This is a genomic window from Candidatus Regiella endosymbiont of Tuberolachnus salignus, assembly GCF_964020115.1.
Lineage (GTDB): Bacteria > Pseudomonadota > Gammaproteobacteria > Enterobacterales > Enterobacteriaceae > Regiella > Regiella insecticola.
Map to the genome: position 1 here is coordinate 1,929,677 of NZ_OZ026542.1, position 19,930 is coordinate 1,949,606.

At 40.4% G+C, this 19,930-nt stretch carries 20 protein-coding genes and 1 pseudogene; 2 read left to right on the plus strand and 19 right to left on the minus strand.

The features are described 5' to 3' along the window. Nucleotides 1-171: 171 nt before the first annotated feature. The 5 genes from rng to AACL30_RS09890 form a co-directional block, all read right to left on the minus strand. Nucleotides 172-1,638 carry a ribonuclease G gene (gene rng / locus AACL30_RS09870; protein WP_339058450.1) on the minus strand — a complete coding sequence of 489 codons (1,467 nt, stop codon included), beginning with the start codon at nt 1,636-1,638 and terminating at the stop codon, nt 172-174. Between the two features lie 39 nt (nt 1,639-1,677). Then, nucleotides 1,678-2,166 (minus strand): rod shape-determining protein MreD, encoded by a 489-nt coding sequence (gene mreD, locus AACL30_RS09875; protein WP_339056529.1) that lies wholly within the window; start codon nt 2,164-2,166, stop codon nt 1,678-1,680. Beyond that, nucleotides 2,163-3,260: a rod shape-determining protein MreC gene (gene mreC, locus AACL30_RS09880; protein ID WP_339056530.1), complete on the minus strand. Its 1,098-nt coding sequence runs from the start codon at nt 3,258-3,260 to the stop codon at nt 2,163-2,165. The genes mreD and mreC overlap by 4 nt, the downstream gene beginning before the upstream one ends. Before the next feature lie 18 nt (nt 3,261-3,278). Further along, nucleotides 3,279-4,322 (minus strand): rod shape-determining protein MreB, encoded by a 1,044-nt coding sequence (gene mreB / locus AACL30_RS09885; RefSeq protein ID WP_339056531.1) that lies wholly within the window; start codon nt 4,320-4,322, stop codon nt 3,279-3,281. Nucleotides 4,323-5,243: 921 nt separating this feature from the next. Further along, nucleotides 5,244-5,705: a DUF1456 family protein gene (locus AACL30_RS09890; RefSeq protein WP_339056532.1), complete on the minus strand. Its 462-nt coding sequence runs from the start codon at nt 5,703-5,705 to the stop codon at nt 5,244-5,246. Nucleotides 5,706-6,172: 467 nt separating this feature from the next. On the opposite strand from AACL30_RS09890, the gene AACL30_RS09895 reads away from it, so the two are divergent. After that, entirely contained in the window at nt 6,173-7,621 is a 1,449-nt protein-coding gene (locus AACL30_RS09895) for a glycosyltransferase family 39 protein (protein ID WP_339056533.1), read from the plus strand. A gap of 278 nt (nt 7,622-7,899) precedes the next feature. Here the strand turns inward: AACL30_RS09895 and rhlE are convergent. The 14 genes and pseudogenes from rhlE to kdsD form a co-directional block, all read right to left on the minus strand. Next, nucleotides 7,900-9,126 (minus strand): annotated as a pseudogene (gene rhlE, locus AACL30_RS09900) (ATP-dependent RNA helicase RhlE); the annotation flags it as partial. A 132-nt stretch (nt 9,127-9,258) separates the two neighbouring features. Further along, nucleotides 9,259-9,681 carry a Rid family detoxifying hydrolase gene (locus tag AACL30_RS09905; protein ID WP_339056534.1) on the minus strand — a complete coding sequence of 141 codons (423 nt, stop codon included), beginning with the start codon at nt 9,679-9,681 and terminating at the stop codon, nt 9,259-9,261. 200 nt (nt 9,682-9,881) lie between these two features. Next, a complete protein-coding gene (gene pyrB, locus AACL30_RS09910) occupies nt 9,882-10,820 on the minus strand; it encodes an aspartate carbamoyltransferase (RefSeq protein WP_339056535.1) in 939 nt (312 codons plus the stop codon). A gap of 56 nt (nt 10,821-10,876) precedes the next feature. Further along, nucleotides 10,877-11,152: a PTS phosphocarrier protein NPr gene (gene npr / locus AACL30_RS09915; RefSeq protein WP_339058451.1), complete on the minus strand. Its 276-nt coding sequence runs from the start codon at nt 11,150-11,152 to the stop codon at nt 10,877-10,879. Continuing rightward, complete coding sequence (rapZ, locus tag AACL30_RS09920; RefSeq protein WP_339056536.1) at nt 11,152-11,997, minus strand: RNase adapter RapZ; 846 nt, start codon at nt 11,995-11,997, stop codon at nt 11,152-11,154. Before rapZ ends, npr begins: the two co-directional genes overlap by 1 nt. A gap of 147 nt (nt 11,998-12,144) precedes the next feature. Continuing rightward, nucleotides 12,145-12,633 (minus strand): PTS IIA-like nitrogen regulatory protein PtsN, encoded by a 489-nt coding sequence (ptsN, locus tag AACL30_RS09925; RefSeq protein WP_339056537.1) that lies wholly within the window; start codon nt 12,631-12,633, stop codon nt 12,145-12,147. A gap of 125 nt (nt 12,634-12,758) precedes the next feature. Next, complete coding sequence (gene hpf, locus AACL30_RS09930; RefSeq protein ID WP_006706839.1) at nt 12,759-13,064, minus strand: ribosome hibernation promoting factor; 306 nt, start codon at nt 13,062-13,064, stop codon at nt 12,759-12,761. Between the two features lie 23 nt (nt 13,065-13,087). After that, complete coding sequence (rpoN, locus tag AACL30_RS09935) at nt 13,088-14,539, minus strand: RNA polymerase factor sigma-54 (RefSeq protein WP_339056538.1); 1,452 nt, start codon at nt 14,537-14,539, stop codon at nt 13,088-13,090. Nucleotides 14,540-14,739: 200 nt separating this feature from the next. Next, nucleotides 14,740-15,465, minus strand: a complete 726-nt coding sequence (gene lptB, locus AACL30_RS09940) for an LPS export ABC transporter ATP-binding protein (protein WP_039906837.1) — start codon at nt 15,463-15,465, stop codon at nt 14,740-14,742. A 47-nt stretch (nt 15,466-15,512) separates the two neighbouring features. After that, on the minus strand, nt 15,513-15,647 hold the full coding sequence (locus tag AACL30_RS09945; protein WP_339058510.1) for a hypothetical protein: 135 nt from the start codon (nt 15,645-15,647) through the stop codon (nt 15,513-15,515). A gap of 13 nt (nt 15,648-15,660) precedes the next feature. Next, complete coding sequence (lptA, locus tag AACL30_RS09950) at nt 15,661-16,224, minus strand: lipopolysaccharide ABC transporter substrate-binding protein LptA (protein WP_339056539.1); 564 nt, start codon at nt 16,222-16,224, stop codon at nt 15,661-15,663. Then, entirely contained in the window at nt 16,208-16,798 is a 591-nt protein-coding gene (gene lptC / locus AACL30_RS09955; RefSeq protein ID WP_339056540.1) for an LPS export ABC transporter periplasmic protein LptC, read from the minus strand. The genes lptA and lptC overlap by 17 nt, the downstream gene beginning before the upstream one ends. A 132-nt stretch (nt 16,799-16,930) precedes the next feature. Beyond that, a complete protein-coding gene (gene kdsC, locus AACL30_RS09960; RefSeq protein ID WP_339056541.1) occupies nt 16,931-17,482 on the minus strand; it encodes a 3-deoxy-manno-octulosonate-8-phosphatase KdsC in 552 nt (183 codons plus the stop codon). Nucleotides 17,483-17,495: 13 nt separating this feature from the next. Next, nucleotides 17,496-18,515, minus strand: a complete 1,020-nt coding sequence (kdsD, locus tag AACL30_RS09965; RefSeq protein ID WP_339056542.1) for an arabinose-5-phosphate isomerase KdsD — start codon at nt 18,513-18,515, stop codon at nt 17,496-17,498. A 399-nt stretch (nt 18,516-18,914) separates the two neighbouring features. Here kdsD and mlaF point away from each other — a divergent pair, with 399 nt between their 5' ends. Then, nucleotides 18,915-19,733, plus strand: a complete 819-nt coding sequence (mlaF, locus tag AACL30_RS09970) for a phospholipid ABC transporter ATP-binding protein MlaF (RefSeq protein ID WP_339058452.1) — start codon at nt 18,915-18,917, stop codon at nt 19,731-19,733. Nucleotides 19,734-19,930: the final 197 nt, after the last annotated feature.

The window sequence follows — 19,930 nt, forward strand, 5'->3', positions numbered from 1 at the left end:
CTTTATCTGATTAATTTTTAATGGATTGATATACCCTTCGCCTTTGAAACCGCCGTGTTGTTGGCTGCGAGCCCTCGCCCGAATCATGTAGTCTGTCTACACTCATCGGGTCTCACGCCCTGGCAGCCCAAGGCAACTTAAAAGACACAGGGTATAAGCATTTTATACTGATTACATCATCACGACGTTAAAATTTTCTTGGCTATAAAGGGGGTTAATCTGTATTTTTATCGACTTACCTACAAAATTCGCGGTTTCTGTTAATGCACCAAATTCTTTGCTCTGTAGTTTTTCACCTACAGAAGGAGAGGCAGAAACGACAAAACCATTGGCATCATTGTTACGATGCATCTCAACAATTTTTCTTAAAATTTCATAGCACACTGTTTCTGCTGATTTCACTCTACCCTGCCCTTGACAAGTTAAGCAATCATGGCAGAGCACCTGTCCAATACTTTCACGAGTACGTTTACGTGTCATTTCTACCAGTCCAAGCGGAGAAAAACCACTAATCGTGGTTTTCACTCGATCCTTGCTTAACGCTTCTTGCAAAGACTTTAATACTGATTCACGATGCTGTTTATTATGCATATCAATAAAATCAATGATGATGATCCCTCCCAAATTACGTATCCGTAACTGACGTGCAATAGCTTGGGTGGCTTCAAGATTGGTATTGAAGATAGTTTCATCAAGATTATGATAACCCACAGAGGAACCCGTATTAATATCAATAGTCGTCAGGGCTTCCGTTTGATCAATAATTAAATAACCGCCCGACTTCAAAATAACTTTCCGATTCAATGAGCGTTGAATTTCATTTTCAACATTATACTTCTCGAAGAGAGGCTGACTAGCGGTGTAATGCTGCAATTTTGACTTTATTTCTGGAATATATTTACCCGTAAACGCCAAAAGCGAGTCATAAGTTAATTTAGAATCAATTAGAATGTGATCTAATTCGGTAACAGCAAAATCACGCAATATACGCGAAGAGAGGGGGTATTCAGCATAAAGTTGGCGGATTTTTGCATGATTACATTTTTTCTTTGCCAGCACGTCCTGCCATAAACGTTGAAGAAAGAGCACATCAGCTGATAATTTTTCTTCACAAATATTTTCAGCGGCAGTACGGATAATAAATCCCAGTGTTTGATCACAGGACAAAGTAACAATATTTTTTAAACGTTCACGTTCTTTTTCATTTTTAATGCGCTGAGAAACACCAACATGTTGAACGCCAGGCATCATGACTAAATATCGAGAGGGCAAACGGATATCCTTTGTTAACAGAGCACCCTTGCTACCCAGCGGATCTTTAACTACTTGCACCATTAAATATTGGCCTTGATAAACTTGCCGGGTAATGTCAGATGATTGAAAATGATGGGATTCATTTTTTTTCATCCTGTCAGGTGTTATCTCCTTAGCATGAAGAAATCCAGCCTTATCCAAACCAATATCAATAAAAGCAGCCTGTATCCCTGGTAAAACTCGCTTAACATGACCTTGATAAATATTGCCGACAATGCCTCTTTTTGCTTCACGTTCAATATGAATCTCTTGTAAAACGCCCTCCTCGAGATAGGCCAGCCGTGTTTCTGATGCTGTAACATTGATCAATAATGTGGTGGTCATATCATTCTCCCGACCCACCAGCTAACCTTTCACCAACATCTATTGCACCTCGAATTGACGGCGGATCTTGCGCATCAATAAAAATAACCAAGGCCATAAAATACCATTTATTACACTGCTATAAAAAATTTCTGGGCGAAACGAGACATTAATAACCAAAAACTCTGACCAGAACACCACTACATTCATCATAAGAACCAGTAACATCACCATGAGCGCTTGCTGCCATAACGCCATATTGCGAAATAACTGAAACTTAAAAGCGACAAAATAAGCGACAAAACTCAATCCCAATGCGCGTACGCCAAGGGTTGATCCAAAAATAAGATCCATAGCTAAGCCGAGAAAAAAGCCAGTACCTACGTTAACACGGTGAGGTAAGGCCATTACCCAGTAAATAAAGACGAGAGTCAACCAGGAGGGACGAAATAGATAAATTTTTTCAGGCCAAGGTGTAATCTGAAAGATAATCGCAATCAGGAATGATAACCAAATGACCCAACGGCCATAGCTATAAAAGTAGCTCATGGCATTACTGTGCCTTGAACAAGGGGTGTATTCGCCGGAGCACCACTGACTGTGTTAGGGCTGGGATCATCTGATATTAAACCTGTATCAAGCGTTGCAGGGTGCTGCTTGTCTTCTATTACGTCGGGATGGAGCTTATCATGTGCTTGAGTAGATGACGCTGGATCCATTTCGTTAGATTTTCTTTCATCCCATTCAGCACGTATCTGTGTCAAACGCTGTTGCGCCACTTGATGTACAGCATCCGCCGCCGACGGAGGCTTATCATCTCCACGATCACTGGCCCAAAGCAATAGTAAATAACGTAGTCGCTGTAAATCAGCGGTAGGCTTAGCGTGAATAACCGTATAAGCACGTTGATTATCTACTTTTACTGAAGTCACTATCGCGACTGGATAACCTTCAGGAAAACGTCCACCTAACCCAGATGTCACTAACACATCCCCAACACGGATATCCGCATTGCTAAAAAAATGCTCTAACACTAAATCATCGCTACAACCCCCGCCAGCAGCAATTACGCGAATATCATTGCGTAATACTTGAACGGGTAAAGCATGCGATATATCGCAGATCAAGACGACACGGCTAGTAAACTTCCCCACTGCCGTTACCTGGCCGATAACACCGCGGTCACTAATAACCGGCTGCCCTTCGTAAACACCATTACTGCTGCCTTTATCAATGACCACTTGATCACTATAGGGATCAGTACCGCTAGACATTACCTGAGTGACCATTTTGTATTCATCCTGACGCAAAGGAGAACCCAGCAATTCACGTAATCGGATATTTTCATATTTAAATTGTTTTAATAATTGCAGGTCGGAACTTTTTAATAACAGCTCTTGGCGTAATGCCCGATTTTCCAGCTCAAGTTGTTGTCTCGTTGCTAAGGCTTCAGAAATGCCGTCTAGTAGGCTGCGGGGCACGTTGGCAAGAAAATAGAAGGGGCTAATAGCCGTATCCATGTAAGTTCGTATTTTTATAAATGAACTAAAACGGCTATCAACAATAATCAGCGCAATCGCTGCACTAGCAGCAATAAACAATCGTAAAGAAAGGGATGGATCCCGATGAAATATCCGCTTCATAAATTCGGTTTCATAAATTTATTCTTCACTAAATAGATCGCCACCATGAATATCTATCATCTCCAATGCTTTACCGCCACCACGAGCAACACAAGTCAGCGGATCATCAGCAACCACGACCGGAATACCTGTTTCTTCCATCAGCAGACGTTCTAAATTACGTAATAATGCCCCACCCCCCGTGAGCACCATCCCGCGCTCAGAAATATCAGAGGCCAACTCCGGCGGACATTGTTCCAATGCAACCATCACCGCGCTGACGATACCAGTAAGCGGCTCTTGCAGTGCTTCAAGAATTTCGTTTGAATTCAATGTAAAACCCCGCGGTACCCCTTCTGCTAGATTACGACCGCGCACTTCAATTTCTAATACTTCATCACCAGGATAAGACGAACCAATGCTGTGTTTAATACGCTCAGCTGTCGCCTCACCAATTAAAGAGCCATAATTACGGCGCACATAATTTATGATAGCTTCATCAAAACGATCACCACCAATACGTACCGAAGAAGAATAAACCACCCCATTTAGTGAGATAACAGCAACCTCTGTCGTCCCTCCACCAATATCAACCACCATTGAACCCGTCGCTTCAGAAACCGGTAAACCAGCACCAATTGCTGCCGCCATCGGCTCTTCAATCAGAAAAACTTCACGGGCACCCGCGCCTTGAGCAGATTCACGGATCGCGCGGCGTTCAACCTGTGTTGCCCCTACAGGTACACAGACTAGCACCCGGGGACTGGGACGCATGAAGCTATTGCTATGCACTTGCTTAATAAAATGTTGTAGCATTTTTTCAGTCACGAAAAAATCAGCAATGACGCCATCTTTCATCGGACGAATGGCTGCAATATTGCCAGGAGTACGCCCCAGCATTTGTTTGGCATCTTGCCCAACTGCCGCAACACTCTTAGGCGAGCCCGCGCGATCCTGGCGTATTGCAACCACGGAAGGTTCATTTAATACAATGCCTTGTCCTTTAACATAAATTAAGGTGTTGGCGGTACCTAAATCGATTGATAAATCATTAGAAAACATGCCGCGAAATTTCTTAAACATAGTAAAGGGTAATCCTGCAAGCTGAGGGAGGAAAAATCCGCCTACTTTATCAATCACAAGCAGCAGCGACAAGACTCAAAATATCCTGCATAAGTGAAAAAAGTGGTTGAGTTACGCACATCGGATACGGTTAAAATTGTATAAATTGAAAATTTTCAATAAACATCCATTATCTTAAGTTCTTTTCACATGCCGCCTAGTACAAGGGGTCTATTATAGCCAAATCAGTTTAATTTGATTCGGCTATATCTCTATACCGTTCGCCTTTGAAGCCGCCGCGTTGTTGGCTGCGAGTGCTCGCCGAATCACGTAGTATATCTACGCTCATCGGTCGGTCGCCCTGGCAGCCGAAGGCAACTTCAAAGGCGAACGGTATATCTTGTTGTAAATCTTTACAACTATAAAGACCGTGGCACGTGCTAAACCTTTTTATTTTACTATATTCACGAAAAAATGCTGGAGATGAGGTGTTTCGCTCCTCAGGATACTCCTAATGCTAACTATTTTAACGCCTTCCACACTTTTGAAGCTTAATATCACAGCCTTGATTATGCAAAGATCATTTAATTTCTAAGAGCCTGTTCCAAATCTTCTTAAGCGACACTTAGACGAGGAAAAAATGAGCGAAAAAGTGCAGTTTACATAAAATATAATGAGCATTTTGAGCTCGTTTTCGATAAAAGACTGCTTGCAAAACCGTAGTTCGTTATGTAAAGCCAAGGCACAAGCAACCTTCGTTGCCATGCGAGTACATGAGGATTGCGAGCACTGCACAACGCAGAAATTCATACCACGCAATAGGTTATTTACCCCTCGTCTTTGAAGCCATGTTAGCTGCGGGTGATCGCCCTCATGTGTCCACACTCATCAGCTCACACCCTGGCCGCCGGCAACTTCAAAGACGAAGGGTATGCAAGAGGTTTAACTGCGAATACGTAGAGTGAGTCCCTTCAAAAAATGGCGTAATAGTTGATCGCCACATAAACGAAAATTTTTACTGCCTTCTTTGCGGAAAAGCGCATTTAATTCCGGTTTGCTTACAGGAAAATTAACCGAAAGAAAAAGAGCATGCATATCACTATCTTTCAACGAAAAAGCCACCCGTAATTTTTTTAAAAAAATATTATTATTTAATTTAACTTCAATATTAGGGAGCGGAAATTTATCATTTTTACCACGTTTAAAAAAAATTAAACCATTAAGAAAATGTACCATTACCTCATCAGAGCAATATTGATAACCTGCTTCATTGTCTTTTTTAAGAAAACTAATAATATCTAGATTATTAATTTGATAACCTGTTAATTTAATAATGTCGACTATTTTAGTATCATTAACATTAAGCATATAGCGAATACTACGTAGTACATCATTATTAATCATCTCTTATCCTATTTGAATTTTATTTAATAATAAAACCTGGTTGTAATAAAAATTAATTTCGAATTTTCAAAAAAATATCATCAGCACTTATATTTATTTTTATCTAAAATAAATATAGTGATAACAAGAATATTTTCACTTTCATTCGGTACGATTCATTTAATAAAAATTCCAGCAATTAAGCCAAAGAAATCCATAATAGCATACCCCTATAAAAGCTCCAATTAAACGACAAGGACAATAGATAGAATTGAAGTTAATTTCTACGAAAATGTGAATTCAAGATACCTACTGACATATAAAAATCATCAACCTCCGTTATACCCTTCGTCTTTGAACCCCCGCGTTGTTGGCTGCGGGGGTTCGCCTAGCAGCAACTTGAAGGACTGTGGGTATATCATAGTAAATCAGTATGTTCTACGTTAAAATAATGCAAAAATTATTGAATCAATTAAGGCAATAAATTCATGAAGGTACATAATTCTAGCATAATGCCTGCTCTTTTTTTTATCGTTTTTTATGCCATCGCATGGACATTCGCGAGTTATCTTTTTGATCCATCCGTACCTTATGATGCTATTGAGGCATTAAATTGGGCAAGCAACTCTGAGTTTGGTTCACCAAAAAATCCTTATCTAGTAGGTGCGGTAATGCTCCCTGCCTTATTTTTTAATAAATTGATTCCCTTTGATTTCTATTGGTATGCAACACATTTTCTCACTATATCTATTGGTATGTTCGGAATATGGTTACTGAGTTTACGTCTTTTTTATTGTCATGTTATGGCTTTTTTTTCCTTAATGAGTTTAAATATAAGTGGTATTATTAATTTTGATATAATTCCTTATAACGATAATTATTTACTTGTTATGCTTTGGCCTTATCTATTTCTTTTTTTTATTAAAGCAATTTATGACAATAAAAGATATTGGTTATTACTCGCATTATTTTGTGGGTTAGCAACAATGTCGAAATATTCTTCATTATCTTTTTTACCTTTTATGCTGTCTTATATTTTAATAACAAAAGAAGGCAGGAAAGCTTTTAAATATAAAGAATTTTATTTTTCAATTCTGCTGTTCATTTGTATCATTTCACCCAATGTTCTGTGGCTTTATGAACATGATTTTGCCGCATTTGATTGGGTTGGCTCACAAATAGAACCAGGTCTCAATGGAAAAATTTTTATTGCTTTTTTGTCTGTTTTTTATCCGGTAATTATAATGGGATTAATTTTATTTCCACTCGGTGGGAAAATAGAATCACCGAATACAAAAGAAAAGCGAGCGGTTATTTTCATTTTATTGCCACCTGTTTTTATAATATTCATTTATTTTCTTTTTAACAACGGTGGACGGATAACAGAATGGTTACAACCTTTTTCAATTTTAGCACCGCTATTAACATTGCTATTTATAAATGTAGAAAAAATAAAATGCTGGAATAAAATAAATTTAGGATTATTATCTTTTGCCATTCTCGTTGTTTCCGGTTACGTTTTAGTACTCACGAAAGATATTCGTGGAGCAGGTTCGAAGCGTAATTATATAAAACCTATCAGCTTAGAATTAAATAATTTATGGCAGAAACACTATAATGTGCCATTAAAATATGTGGGAGGAGGCAGCCTATCTGAATGGTTAATATTTTATGCACCTGATCATCCGAAAATTACGACCAAGTGGTCAAATCAACAAAAACCTAATGTTTATAATGTAGATATCACTGAAGAAAACATTATAACTGACGGGGGATTATTCCTGAGTGAAAGCGGAATGAATTGCCAGCAAGCCGATTTTAGTAACGTAAAAAAAGATTTTCCTACTCTCAATTTGTCACAAAAATACGACTATAACTTTATAACGAAACAAGGTGAAACAATCACCCTGTGTTTAGCTTTTGCACCACCAAAATGACGAATTGGTTTACCTGGCCTATAAATTCTACCGAGAATCAAGAATGCTGTAGCATCCTTAGATGCCTATACCCTTCGCCTTTGTGTTGGCTGCGAGTGCTCGCCGAATCACGTAGAGGTCTACGCTCATCGGTCTCACCCCCTGGCAACCGAAGGCAACTTCAAGGGCTGTGGGGATATTCGAAATCTCTTGTGCTCGCTGATACTTCGTCAAAAAAAAGATTTCGCATAGGCTCTTAAAAAATTTTTGTATTTTTACTGGCGTTGATGTTATCTATGTGAACGCCTAGTTTGACTGATATTTTTACCACGATTCGACGAACCCCGCCCCTGGCGTCCATTTTGAATCGGTTCGGCTTTAATGGTTGGATCAGGTTGATAGCCATCGATTGCAATACGCGGTATTTCATTTTTCAGCAAGCGTTCAATATCTCTCAATAATTTATGCTCATCGACACACACCAAAGAAATCGCTTCACCGCTACATTCTGCTCGACCCGTTCGACCAATGCGGTGCACATAGTCTTCCGGAACATTGGGGAGTTCATAATTAACAACATGCGGCAATTGATCGATATCCAGGCCGCGAGCGGCAATGTCTGTCGCCACTAATACCCGGATCTTACCGTCTTTAAAATCGGCGAGAGCACGTGTACGAGCCCCTTGACTTTTATTACCGTGAATAGCAGCAGCAGTGATGCCATCCTTATTTAACTGCTCGGCTAAATGATTGGCACCGTGTTTAGTTCGATTAAATACCAGTACTTGTTGCCAGTTTTGGCTGCCAATCATATAAGAAAGGAGTTGGCGCTTACGACTTTTATCGACGAAATGAACTCGCTGAGTAATATGTTTAGCCGTGGTATTACCAGGAGAAACTTCAATATAAGCAGGATTATTTAACAACTTTTTTGCTAATAATTTTATGTCATTTGAAAAAGTGGCCGAAAATAACAAATTTTGCCGCTTTGCCGGCAATTTAGCCAAAATTCGGCGGATATCATGGATAAATCCCATATCCAACATCCGATCAGCTTCATCTAACACTAAAATTTCAATTTTGGCTAAATCAACAGCATTTTGATGTTCCAAATCCAATAAACGACCCGGTGTTGCCACTAAAATATCGACGCCACCTCGTAATTTCATCATTTGGGGATTGATACTGACTCCACCAAACACGACCATCGAACGCAACTTAAGGAATTCACTGTAATTTTTTACGTTATCACCGATTTGGGCTGCAAGTTCACGGGTCGGCGTTAAAATTAATGCTCGTACTGGACGTCGGCCTTTAATTAGCGACTGATTTTCGCTCAGTAATTGTAGTAACGGCAAGGTAAACCCTGCCGTTTTTCCCGTACCGGTTTGCGCAGAAGCCATTAAATCACGGCCAGCCAACACCTCAGGGATTGCCTTTTCTTGAATTGGCGTAGGCGCAGAATATTTCTGCTCTGTAATAGCACGCAGGATATCGGCGTTTAAGCCGAGAGAGTCAAATGACATATAATGAGAAGCTCCAGATTCTCCTGTTTTCAACAATAAAGTTAGATGCAGTTTACGGAGAATATTATAAGAGGGATCACCGCGAGGGATCGGCACAAGCTGCAATGCGCCATTAATCGGCGACTATAGCATCTAACGGCGTACAGCAATAGCCTCAATTTCAATTTTTACATCTTTAGGTAAACGAGCAACTTCAACACAAGAACGCGCAGGAAACGGGGCTTGGTGTTCCTCAAAGAAAAGGCGGTATGCTGTATTCATGGTGACAAACTCATTAAGATCTTTAACAAATACGGTAGTTTTAACGATATCGGCAACACTTAGACCGGCTTTCTCGACTACCGCTGCTACATTTTCAAGTGACTGACGAGTTTGGGCGGCAATATCATCAGCAATTGTATTGGTTTTGGCATCAATAGGGAGCTGGCCAGAAGTGATAATCAGACTACCTAAATCAACACCTTGGATATAAGGGCCTATTGCTTCAGGGGCGCGTTCAGTCTTGATTGTGCGTTTTTCTTCGGTGTTCAATGTGGCTTTAACCGTATGTTTCATATTGATTCCTGATCGATAAATAATAGACCGCTTTCGAAATCTATTGAGTGACGTGGATCCTGCGTTACCCGGTGTGCGCAATCCTCATGTACTCGCATGGCAACGAAGGTTGCTGTGTGCCTTGACTTCGCATCACTCACTAGGGTTTCGGAAGTGGTCTAATAAAAAAGGTTAACAAACGATTTTTTGATCCTATTAAATTAATCTGCAACAACCAATTCAGCATTTAATAACAGTGCTAGTAGCGCTTGCCGCGCAAAAATACCGTTACTCGCTTGCTGAAAATAATATGCGTAAGGGGTCTCATCTACCTCTGTAGAAATTTCGTCAACACGTGGTAAAGGATGTAGTATTTTTAGATTCTGGCGTGCAGAGATAAGCATATTTGCAGACAAAACAAATGGAGACTTCCGGTTTATATCGGTCAATCCTTCTTGACGTTCTTTCTGTATTCGAGTCATATACAAAATATCTAACTCCGGTAGAACATCTTCAATACTAGCGTGCATACTGTAAGAAACCGCTTTTTCATCCAATACTTTCACAATATCAGCAGGCATAGCCAATGCATCTGGAGCAATAAAAAACAAATGATTACCACAAAATTTTGCTAAGGCTTGAGTGAGAGAATGCACTGTACGACCATATTTTAAGTCACCCACCATCGCGATATTAAGATTATCCAAACGCCCCTGTGTTTCTTGAATAGTAAATAAATCTAACAAAGTTTGGCTTGGATGTTGATTAGCACCATCACCTGCATTAATGATAGGCACTCTATTTGACAATGAGGCAGCATGATAAGCGCTCCCTTCTTGTGGATGACGTATTATAATCGCATCAACGTAGCTGCTAATGACTCTAATGGTGTCTGCTAGCGTTTCTCCTTTATTTACCGAGATATTACTGCTATCGGCAAAACCTACTACTGAACCACCTAAACGATAGATTGCCGTTTCAAAAGATAGACGAGTACGGGTAGAGGATTCAAAAAAACAACTGGCTATAATTTTATTTTTTAATAGTTCGGGTTGAGCACGTTGCTTTAGACTCCCCGCCATACGCATAACTAATGTTAATTCGTTGCGGCTTAAATCTTTTATAGAAATAATGTGTTTTTGATACAGCGGATTAGCCATTTTTTATGCTCCTGTATACCCTTCGCCTTTCAAGTAAGGGTATATACTCAATGACATTATTGGTCTTCATCAAAACCAGAATCAAACAGTTCGATGACCGCCCGCAATGCTAGAATTTCATCCGGACCACTGGCTTCAACCTCGATTTGGCGACCTTGTGCCGAATCAAGCATCAATAACGCTATCACACTGCTAGCTTCTGCTGTCGTGCCGCTTTCATTACGTAATATCACTTCCGCGTTAAAATGTTGTACAAGTTCAAATAATCTCATCGCGGGTCTAGCATGCATGCCCAATTTGTTTTTTATTTCAACTGTTTTTTTTATCATTATTATTTTTCCAAAGCACGGTGATGTAATTGGACAATTTTCCCTTTAGAACGAAAGTGTTTCACTAATTTTTCAGTAACATAGACCGAACGATGTTGACCACCAGTACAACCAACAGCAACGGTGAGGTAATGGCGGTTACTATTCTCCAACATCGGCAGCCATCTTTCTAAATAGCAACCTGTTTCATTAATAAATTCACGCACTTCAATATGCTTTTCAAAAAAATCAATGACGGGTTGGTCTAGCCCTGTCATAGAACATAATTTTTGATCCCAATGCGGATTCGGCAAAAAACGGACATCGAAGACATAATCTGCATTAATTGGCAGGCCGTATTTAAAACCAAAAGACTCAAAAAGCAAGGTCAATTTACTGTCACATTTTCCAAGCAAACAAGTACGTAATTTTGTCGCTAATTCATGCACTGATACCTCAGAGGTATCAATGATTAGATAAGCATCGGCACGTAACTGAGCGAGTAATCTATTTTCTTTATCGATGGCGTTTTCTAAAGACAAATCTTTACTCGATAGTGGGTGTAAGCGGCGCGTGTCGCTATAACGGCGGATTAATGTGTTGTTATCAGCATCTAAAAAAAGCAGCTTTGGGGAAAATTTTTCAGGCAATTCTTCTATTGCCTGTGCAAATGTTTCAGGTGATTCAGGCATGTTACGGATATCAATACTGATTGCGGCAGAACTATTGCTCTCAATGAGCGTGTCCACCAGCTGTGGTAGTAACACTATAGGCAAATTATCAACACAATAAAAACCCATATCTTCCAATGCGCGTAAGGCCACCGACTTACCCGAACCAGAACGACCACTAACAATTATCAACACCATAACCTCCCCAGTATTTCAATGACAACCTGTTCCTTTTAATTTTAAATAATTAAATTTATTATTAGTATGTAATATATCTGTTAATGGTGAATTTTATATTAATATATTGATATAAAAAAATAATCATGTTAAATAGCTCATACTGTTTTATGTGTTTTTTAGAGGCGGCTCAGTAATGATTCGGTAAAGCGCCTCATCGCTTTCAACCGTACGTAAAGAGCGACAAACCGTTTTATCAGCTAATTTATCAGCAACTAAAGATAACATATGTAAATGAGTTTTACATTGGTCTGCAGACACTAATAAAGCGAACAATATATCAACGGGTTGATTATCAATAGCCTCAAAAGATATAGGTTGCTTAAGACGAATAAACACACCAACGGCGCGCAATGTATCTTCTTTTAGTTTTCCATGAGGGATGGCGATGCCGTTACCAATTCCCGTGCTACCTAAACGTTCACGTGTTAACAAGGCGTCAAAAATAACCTGGGTGGATAACCCAAGCTGTTTAGCCGCCAGCTCACTAATAATTTCTAAGGCGCGTTTTTTACTTGAGCACTCTTCAGGACTTAGAATCTTAGTACACTCGATATTTAATACTGAATGTAGCTGCATTGTATAATCGTTAGTCATGTTATCTTTCACTTAATCGCTGTTTCATCCTTATTCTAAAAATTCTGTCGTCGATGGGTAATTCAGTTTGCTCCTGATATAACAAACTTACTACAGCAAATTTAAAATTTTCTTTGCAATAGCCCTTAACGCTTTTTCAATTTGTCTTTATGTTTTTTAAGTTGACAGGCCAATTTATCGACCAAACAATCAATCGCAGCATACATATCTTGGTGTACCTGTTTGGGGTGCTCTGAGGTTGCATGCAGTTTTCCTCCATTTACATCCACCGTTGCTTCTGCAATGTGTTCCGTTTTTTCTACTCTTAACTCCACACGTACCTGATTAATATGGTCAAAATAGCGCTCAAGCCTGCTTAATTTTTTTTCAATAAAATCACGCAATGGATCAGTAATCTCTAGATGATGACGTCCAGTTACATTTAGCTGCATACATTTTTCCTTCTCAATTCAGGTCAAATTAACCGTTTACGTTGATTAGAGGGTGGAATGGACAACGACTCTCGGTACTTGGCAACAGTACGCCGAGCCACAATAATGCCTTGTTCGCAAAGCAATAAAGTCAATTTGCTATCACTTAGCGGCTTGATAGGGTTTTCTCCGGCTATCAATTTTTTTATCAACGCTCTGATTGCTATAGAAGAAGCTTCACCTCCACTTTCAGTATTTACATGACTAGAAAAGAAGTACTTGAGCTCAAAAATCCCTCGAGGACTGTGAAGATATTTTTGAGTAGTAATGCGCGATATTGTTGACTCATGCATCTGCACTACACTAGCGACGTCAGCAAGAACCATGGGTTGCATAGATTCTTCACCCTGTTCGAAAAACGCAATTTGTTGATCAACAATACAGCGCGCCACTTTCAGTAATGTTTCATGGCGGCTTGCTAAACTTTTTATTAACCATTTTGCTTCTTGTAGATTACTACGAATATACTGGCTGTCGTTATCGTTAAGTAAACCCCCTCCTGCTGATGTTAGGGCTGCATATTGTTGGTTAATTTTCAAGTGTGGAAGGCTATCAGTGTTCAATTCAACCGTCCAATCATTCCCCTTCTTGCTCAAAATAACATCTGGAATAACATACTGTGATGTGCCTGTACTAACAACCGACTGCCCCGGACGCGGATCGAGCGACTGGATCAAGGCAATGGCTTCTTTTAGCGCCGTTTCTTTTAGTCGGCTTAAGCGAATTATTGTGCGGTAATCATGATTACCCAACAAATCGAGATAATCCGCAACTATTAAGCGTGCTTCTATCAGGTAAGGCGTATTTGTAGCACATTGTGATAATTGGACTAATAAACATTCCCGTAAATTACGAGACGCGACCCCAACAGGATCAAAATGTTGTACCCGTTTTAACACTACTTCCACTTCGTCAAGTGTCAGCTCTTTATCACCGATAGTGGCTAAAATCTCTTCTAGCGATACGGTAAGATACCCAGTTTCATCTACCGCATCAATGATAGAAATGGCGATAGCAGTATCAGTATCAGAAAAGGGCGTGAGATCCACTTGCCACATCAGATAGTCTTGTAAGCTTTGAGTATTTTCCCCCTGGTAGCAGGGTAAATCATCATTATCATTGCCGTAATCATGACTCATTCCGAATGACATACTGGTGTTATACATCTCTTCCCAGGTTACATCCAGCGGCAACTCTTCCGGTATATTTTCTTTTTCTAGGGCGTTAAGGCTATCAAAATCTTCTGGGTTTACCGTCTCTTTCGTGTCAACTTCCACATGGCTATTTGTTTGCTCTAGCAGAGGATTATTGGCTAATGCCAACTGAATCTCTTGTTGTAATTCAGCAGTAGAGAGATGCAACAAACGTATTGCCTGCTGAAGTTGTGGGGTCATAGCCAATTGCTGACTGAGCCTAAGTTGTAAACCTTGCTTCATAATGTTAGATCAATTTTCCGTAACCACTCAATGTTAGACATCAGCCTTTTATTAAAATCCTACATTTATTAAAAATGCGGATGACCAAGAGCCTATTCGAAATATTCTTGAGAAAAGCTCAGATGAGGAAAACCCAAAAAACGCAGTAATATGAATATATTAAATAAATATTTTTAACCCGATCTTCATAGGATCTAAAATCACAGCCGAAACTCTTCGCCTAAATAAACTCGTTTAACTTGTTCGTCTGCTAAAATTTCTTGCGGTGTGCCCTGGGCGATCAGATGCCCTCGATTCACGATATAGGCTCGCTCACAAACATCTAGCGTTTCACGCACGTTGTGATCGGTAATCAAAACGCCCAATCCCCTCCCTCGTAAATGCTTAATAATTTTTTTGATGTCAATCACCGAAATCGGATCGACTCCGGCAAAGGGTTCATCAAGTAAAATGAACTTAGGATTAGCGGCCAACGCTCGAGCAATTTCAACACGTCGACGTTCTCCACCGGAAAGCGATTGGCCTAGGTTATCGTGTAAATGCGCAATATGGAACTCTTCCATCAGCTCTTTTGCACGTTCTGTACGCTGCTGAGCTAATAGATCTTGACGAATTTCTAGTACCGCCATTAAGTTATGATAAACACTTAGGCCACGAAAAATAGACGCTTCTTGCGGTAGATAACCAATCCCGCGTCGTGCGCGCTCATGCAAAGGTAACAGGCTGATATCTTCTTCATCAAGCAAAATACATCCAGCGTCACGTGCAACTATACCCACAATCATATAAAAAGTAGTTGTTTTTCCTGCCCCATTAGGGCCTAACAAACCAACAATTTCACCTGAATTTACGGTTAAGCTAACCTCTTCAACTACTTTGCGTCCTTTATACGCTTTGGCCAATTTTGTTACGATTAAGCTTGCCATTGTTGTCGCCCATGGTTGTGAGAGCCTGTTCAATATCTGAGCGTCGCTCAAGAAGATTTGAAATATACCCTTCGCCTTTGAAGCCGCCGCGTTATTGGCTGCGGACGCTCGCCCGAATCACGTAGTAGGTCTACGCTCATCGGTCGGTCGCCCTTGCCGCCTTGCCGTAACTCGAAATTCATTGGGTATAGGCTCCTAATTTTTTGTCTCATTTGTTTTACGATTTTTTTGTGGCTTAGTATCTTGTAATTGAGCAGGCAACAATACAGTGGTGACACGTTTACCTTTATCACTGAAAGCTTCCATTAACTGCTTTTCAACCTGATAAGTAATGCGATCAGCTTCAATATTGCTATCTAGTTGTTTCAGGTAGGCATTACCAGTAAGTACCAAGAATTGATTAGCTAACTGATAACGCAATTTTTCGCCGTGTCCGGTCACTAACTTACCGTTATCTTGCATTTGCTGAAAAGTGACTGGGGTGCCAAAACCTTCCATTACCGTTTTTTTTTGCTCACCGTCGGGACGGGTGACAACCACTTTATTCGCTTTAATTTCAATGCTACCTTGCTTAATGATGACATTATCGATAAAAACTGAAACATTGTTAGGTAAATCGAGTGATTGTGTATCTGAGGTGATATGAATGGGTTGCTCACTATCACTGCTTAACGCTAAAGCGGGAAAGTTCACTGTTAAAAATGCCGCTAAAAATAAGCCGGTCAGTAAAATACCATGGATTTTATTGCTGATTTTCATAATGGGTTTTAACCTTCTCGCTTAGTTCTACGGTTTGATTACGCAAATTTCCCCGCATTTTCATACCATTGACAGTGAATCCAACACCATACAGGTTAACATCATCATTTGATGAGATATTTTGATTGATTAAATTAACTTCAGCATTATCAGTGGTAATTTTTTGCAACTGTGAGATTGCTGTTAAATTATTAACCTCAACATGACCATACAAATAGAGCATTTTACCATCGGTGAGTTTGGCCTGATCCGCTTTTATTGCCCAACTGCCTACCGCGTTTTCATCAAACAAGGTCATGACTGGCTTAGTGAACCAAGTGACCGTCGAATGATCGAGAGCCGCATTATTAACTGAGCTATTGGTGTAATTCTTAACCTCTTCTGCCATCAATCGATAATGTAGTTTACCGTCTAGTGCATATACCGCTGTAGCCGTTTGTTGACTTTGATAAGTAGGCCGATGATGATCAACAGGTTGTATTACCTGCTGATTAAAACCAGAGAAATTCCAACCAATTAACACCAAAGCGATCATGGTCAGTAACAGTGTTATCCCTATTCTGATTTTAGTCATATCCCCTTCGCCTTTGAAGCCGCCGCGTTGTTGGCGGCGAGTGTTCGCCGAATCACGTAGTTGTCTACGCTCATTGGTCTCACGCCCTGGCCGCCTAGCGGCAACTTCAAGGGCTGTGGGTATATCAACATCCTACAAATCTGTTGCATTTTTTTGTTCAAACTTTTTTTTTGCAAACAAGATGAGATCACAAACTTCTCGCACCGCACCCTGTCCCCCTGCAATACGAGTAATATAATGTGCTTTTTTTCGCACTACAGGATGAGCATCTGCCACCGCAACTGATAATCCCACCTCATTCATTACGGGTAAGTCGATCAAATCATCACCAATATAAGCCACTTGCTCAGGTTGGCAATTGAGTTTTGTTAATAATTCTTTATAGGCTAAAGATTTATCCACTTGGCCTTGATATAGGTGTGTAATGGATAATGTTTGCGCCCGATTTTTGACTAATTCGGCACTACGCGCCGTGATAATGGCAACTTCCACACCAGATTTTTTTAAACAACGGATACCATAACCGTCTCGCACATGAAAAGCTTTCAGTTCTTCACCTTGATTACCCATATAAATTAAACCATTCGACAATACCCCATCGACATCACAAATGAGTAAACGGATCTTAGCAGCGCACTCAATAATTTTTGTCAGTACTAATCCATAATCAGTTTCTGTATACATTTATGTCTCCCTTTTATACGATACCCGCTTTTAGCAGGTCGTGCATATGCACTACACCCAATAGGCGCTCACCTTCGACCACTAGCAGTACCGTAATATTATGTAATTGCATTAAATTGAGCGCTTCCACCGCCAGCTTATCAGCAGAAATATGGATACCACCCGATGTCATAACCTCAGCAATTTTAGCGTTATTGAGATCAAACTTGTTATCAGATAATACTCGGCGTAAATCGCCATCAGTAAAAACACCGGCAATTTTCATCTGATCATCACAGATAACGGTTAAACCGAGTTTTTTTTGCGTAATTTCCAGCAATGCATCACGCAATGAAGCATCAAGAGTCACCTGTGGAATTTCAGTTCCAATATGCATAATCTCGTCAACACGAACGAGTAATTTTCGTCCTAATAAACCACCTGGATGAGAAAGGGCAAAATGTTGTGGGGTAAAGCGACGTTTTTTCAGTAACGCCACTGCAAGGGCATCACCCATAACAAGGGTAGCGGTGGTACTCGCTGTTGGGGCAAGTCCCAATGGGCAAGCCTCTTCGGGTACTTTAATGCATAAATGGATATCCGCCACTTCACTCATGTTACTTTTAGGATTGCCGCTCATGGCAATCAACAAAATTTTTTGGCGTTTTAAAATCGGGATCAGGGATAAAATTTCACTTGTTTCACCCGAATTTGAGATAGCCAAGACAATATCCTGTGATGTCACCATTCCTAAATCACCATGGCTAGCTTCGGTGGGATGGATAAAAAAAGCAGGGGTGCCGGTACTGGCAAAGGTCGCTGCTATTTTTCGGCCAATATGACCTGATTTACCTATCCCCATTACTACCACTTTGCCCTGACAATTAAAGATTTTTTCGCAAGCATGAGAAAAATCATGATTAATGTATTGATCAAGCTGTGCTAGAGCATTACGCTCAATTTGTAATACTTTTTTTCCAGCTTGTTGAAAGCAACAGTCTTCAGAGCAATTGCCTGGAAAACAGGCGCCTGATGATAATTCAACATGAGACATATTCGACCCCTGCTCGGTTATAAAACTCGGCTGCGACGTTAAATCGAGCAATGCTATATACCCTTCGTCTTTGAAGTTGCCTGGCTGCCAGGGCGACCGACCGATGAGCGTAGACATACCATGAGGCGAGAGCTGGCAGCCAACAACGCGGCGGCTTCAAAGACGAAGGGTATAAAAAACATCACAAGATAAACGATAAACTTACTTAATAACAGAGCTTCGGTCACACAGCCGAGTAAAATATATCCACAGCCTTTGAAGTTGCTGCTAGGCGGCCAGGAAATGAGACCGATGCGCGTAGATAGACTACGTGATTCGGCGAACACCCGCAGCCAACAACGCGGCAGCTTCAAAGGCGAAGGGTATAACCGTCATCAAGCACAACAAAGGCGAATAAAAATGAACCCATTGGCAGCGAATTTAATTGAAATCCAGAGTATGAGTTTTACCCGCCGTGAACGTAGGATATTTTCCGATATTAATATGACAGTACCCCGTGGAAAAATAACGGCGATTATGGGGCCATCAGGGATAGGTAAAACAACTTTGTTACGATTGATCGGTGGGCAATTAGTGCCTGACTGTGGCATGATTTTATTTAATGGCGACAATATCCCAACCTTGTCACGTCAACGACTGTATAATGTACGTAAAAAAATGGGAATGTTATTTCAGTCTGGTGCCTTATTTACTGATCTGAATGTTTTCGAAAATGTTGCGTTTCCTCTACGTGAACATAGCAGCCTACCAGACGAACTATTGCACATTACAGTAATGATGAAATTGGAAGCCGTCGGATTACGAGGCGCTGCCAAAATGATGCCGTCGGAACTTTCTGGCGGTATGGCCAGGCGAGTTGCATTGGCTCGAGCGATCGCACTCGATCCTGAATTAGTTATGTTTGATGAACCCTTTGGCGGCCAAGATCCGATTACGATGGGAATTCTCGTTAAACTTATCGATGAGTTAAACCATGCATTAGGTGTTACCTGTATCGTGGTGTCGCATGATGTACAAGAAGTACTCAGTATCGCTGATTATGCTTACATTATTGCTGACCAACAGGTGATTGCTGAAGGAACAGCAACACAATTACAAAATAATCATAACCAACAGGTACGTCAGTTCCTTGACGGTATTGCTGATGAGCCTATTCCTTTTCGTTTTCCAGCCGGTGACTATAAAATAGAATTATTAAAAAAACATAAACATCAATAATATAAAAATACGCGCTAACAAAAAAGCGAAAAATGAAACTCAGATCCACTGTGATAAATGATAGATTAGCAACTTCTTAGAGCCTATTCGAAATCTTCTTTGAGCGGCGCTAAGACGAGGAAAATATGTTGCTACTGATTTTCACCCAATATCAGCGAACACAGCAGATTTTGAATAAATTTTAGGCTGATGGAGTA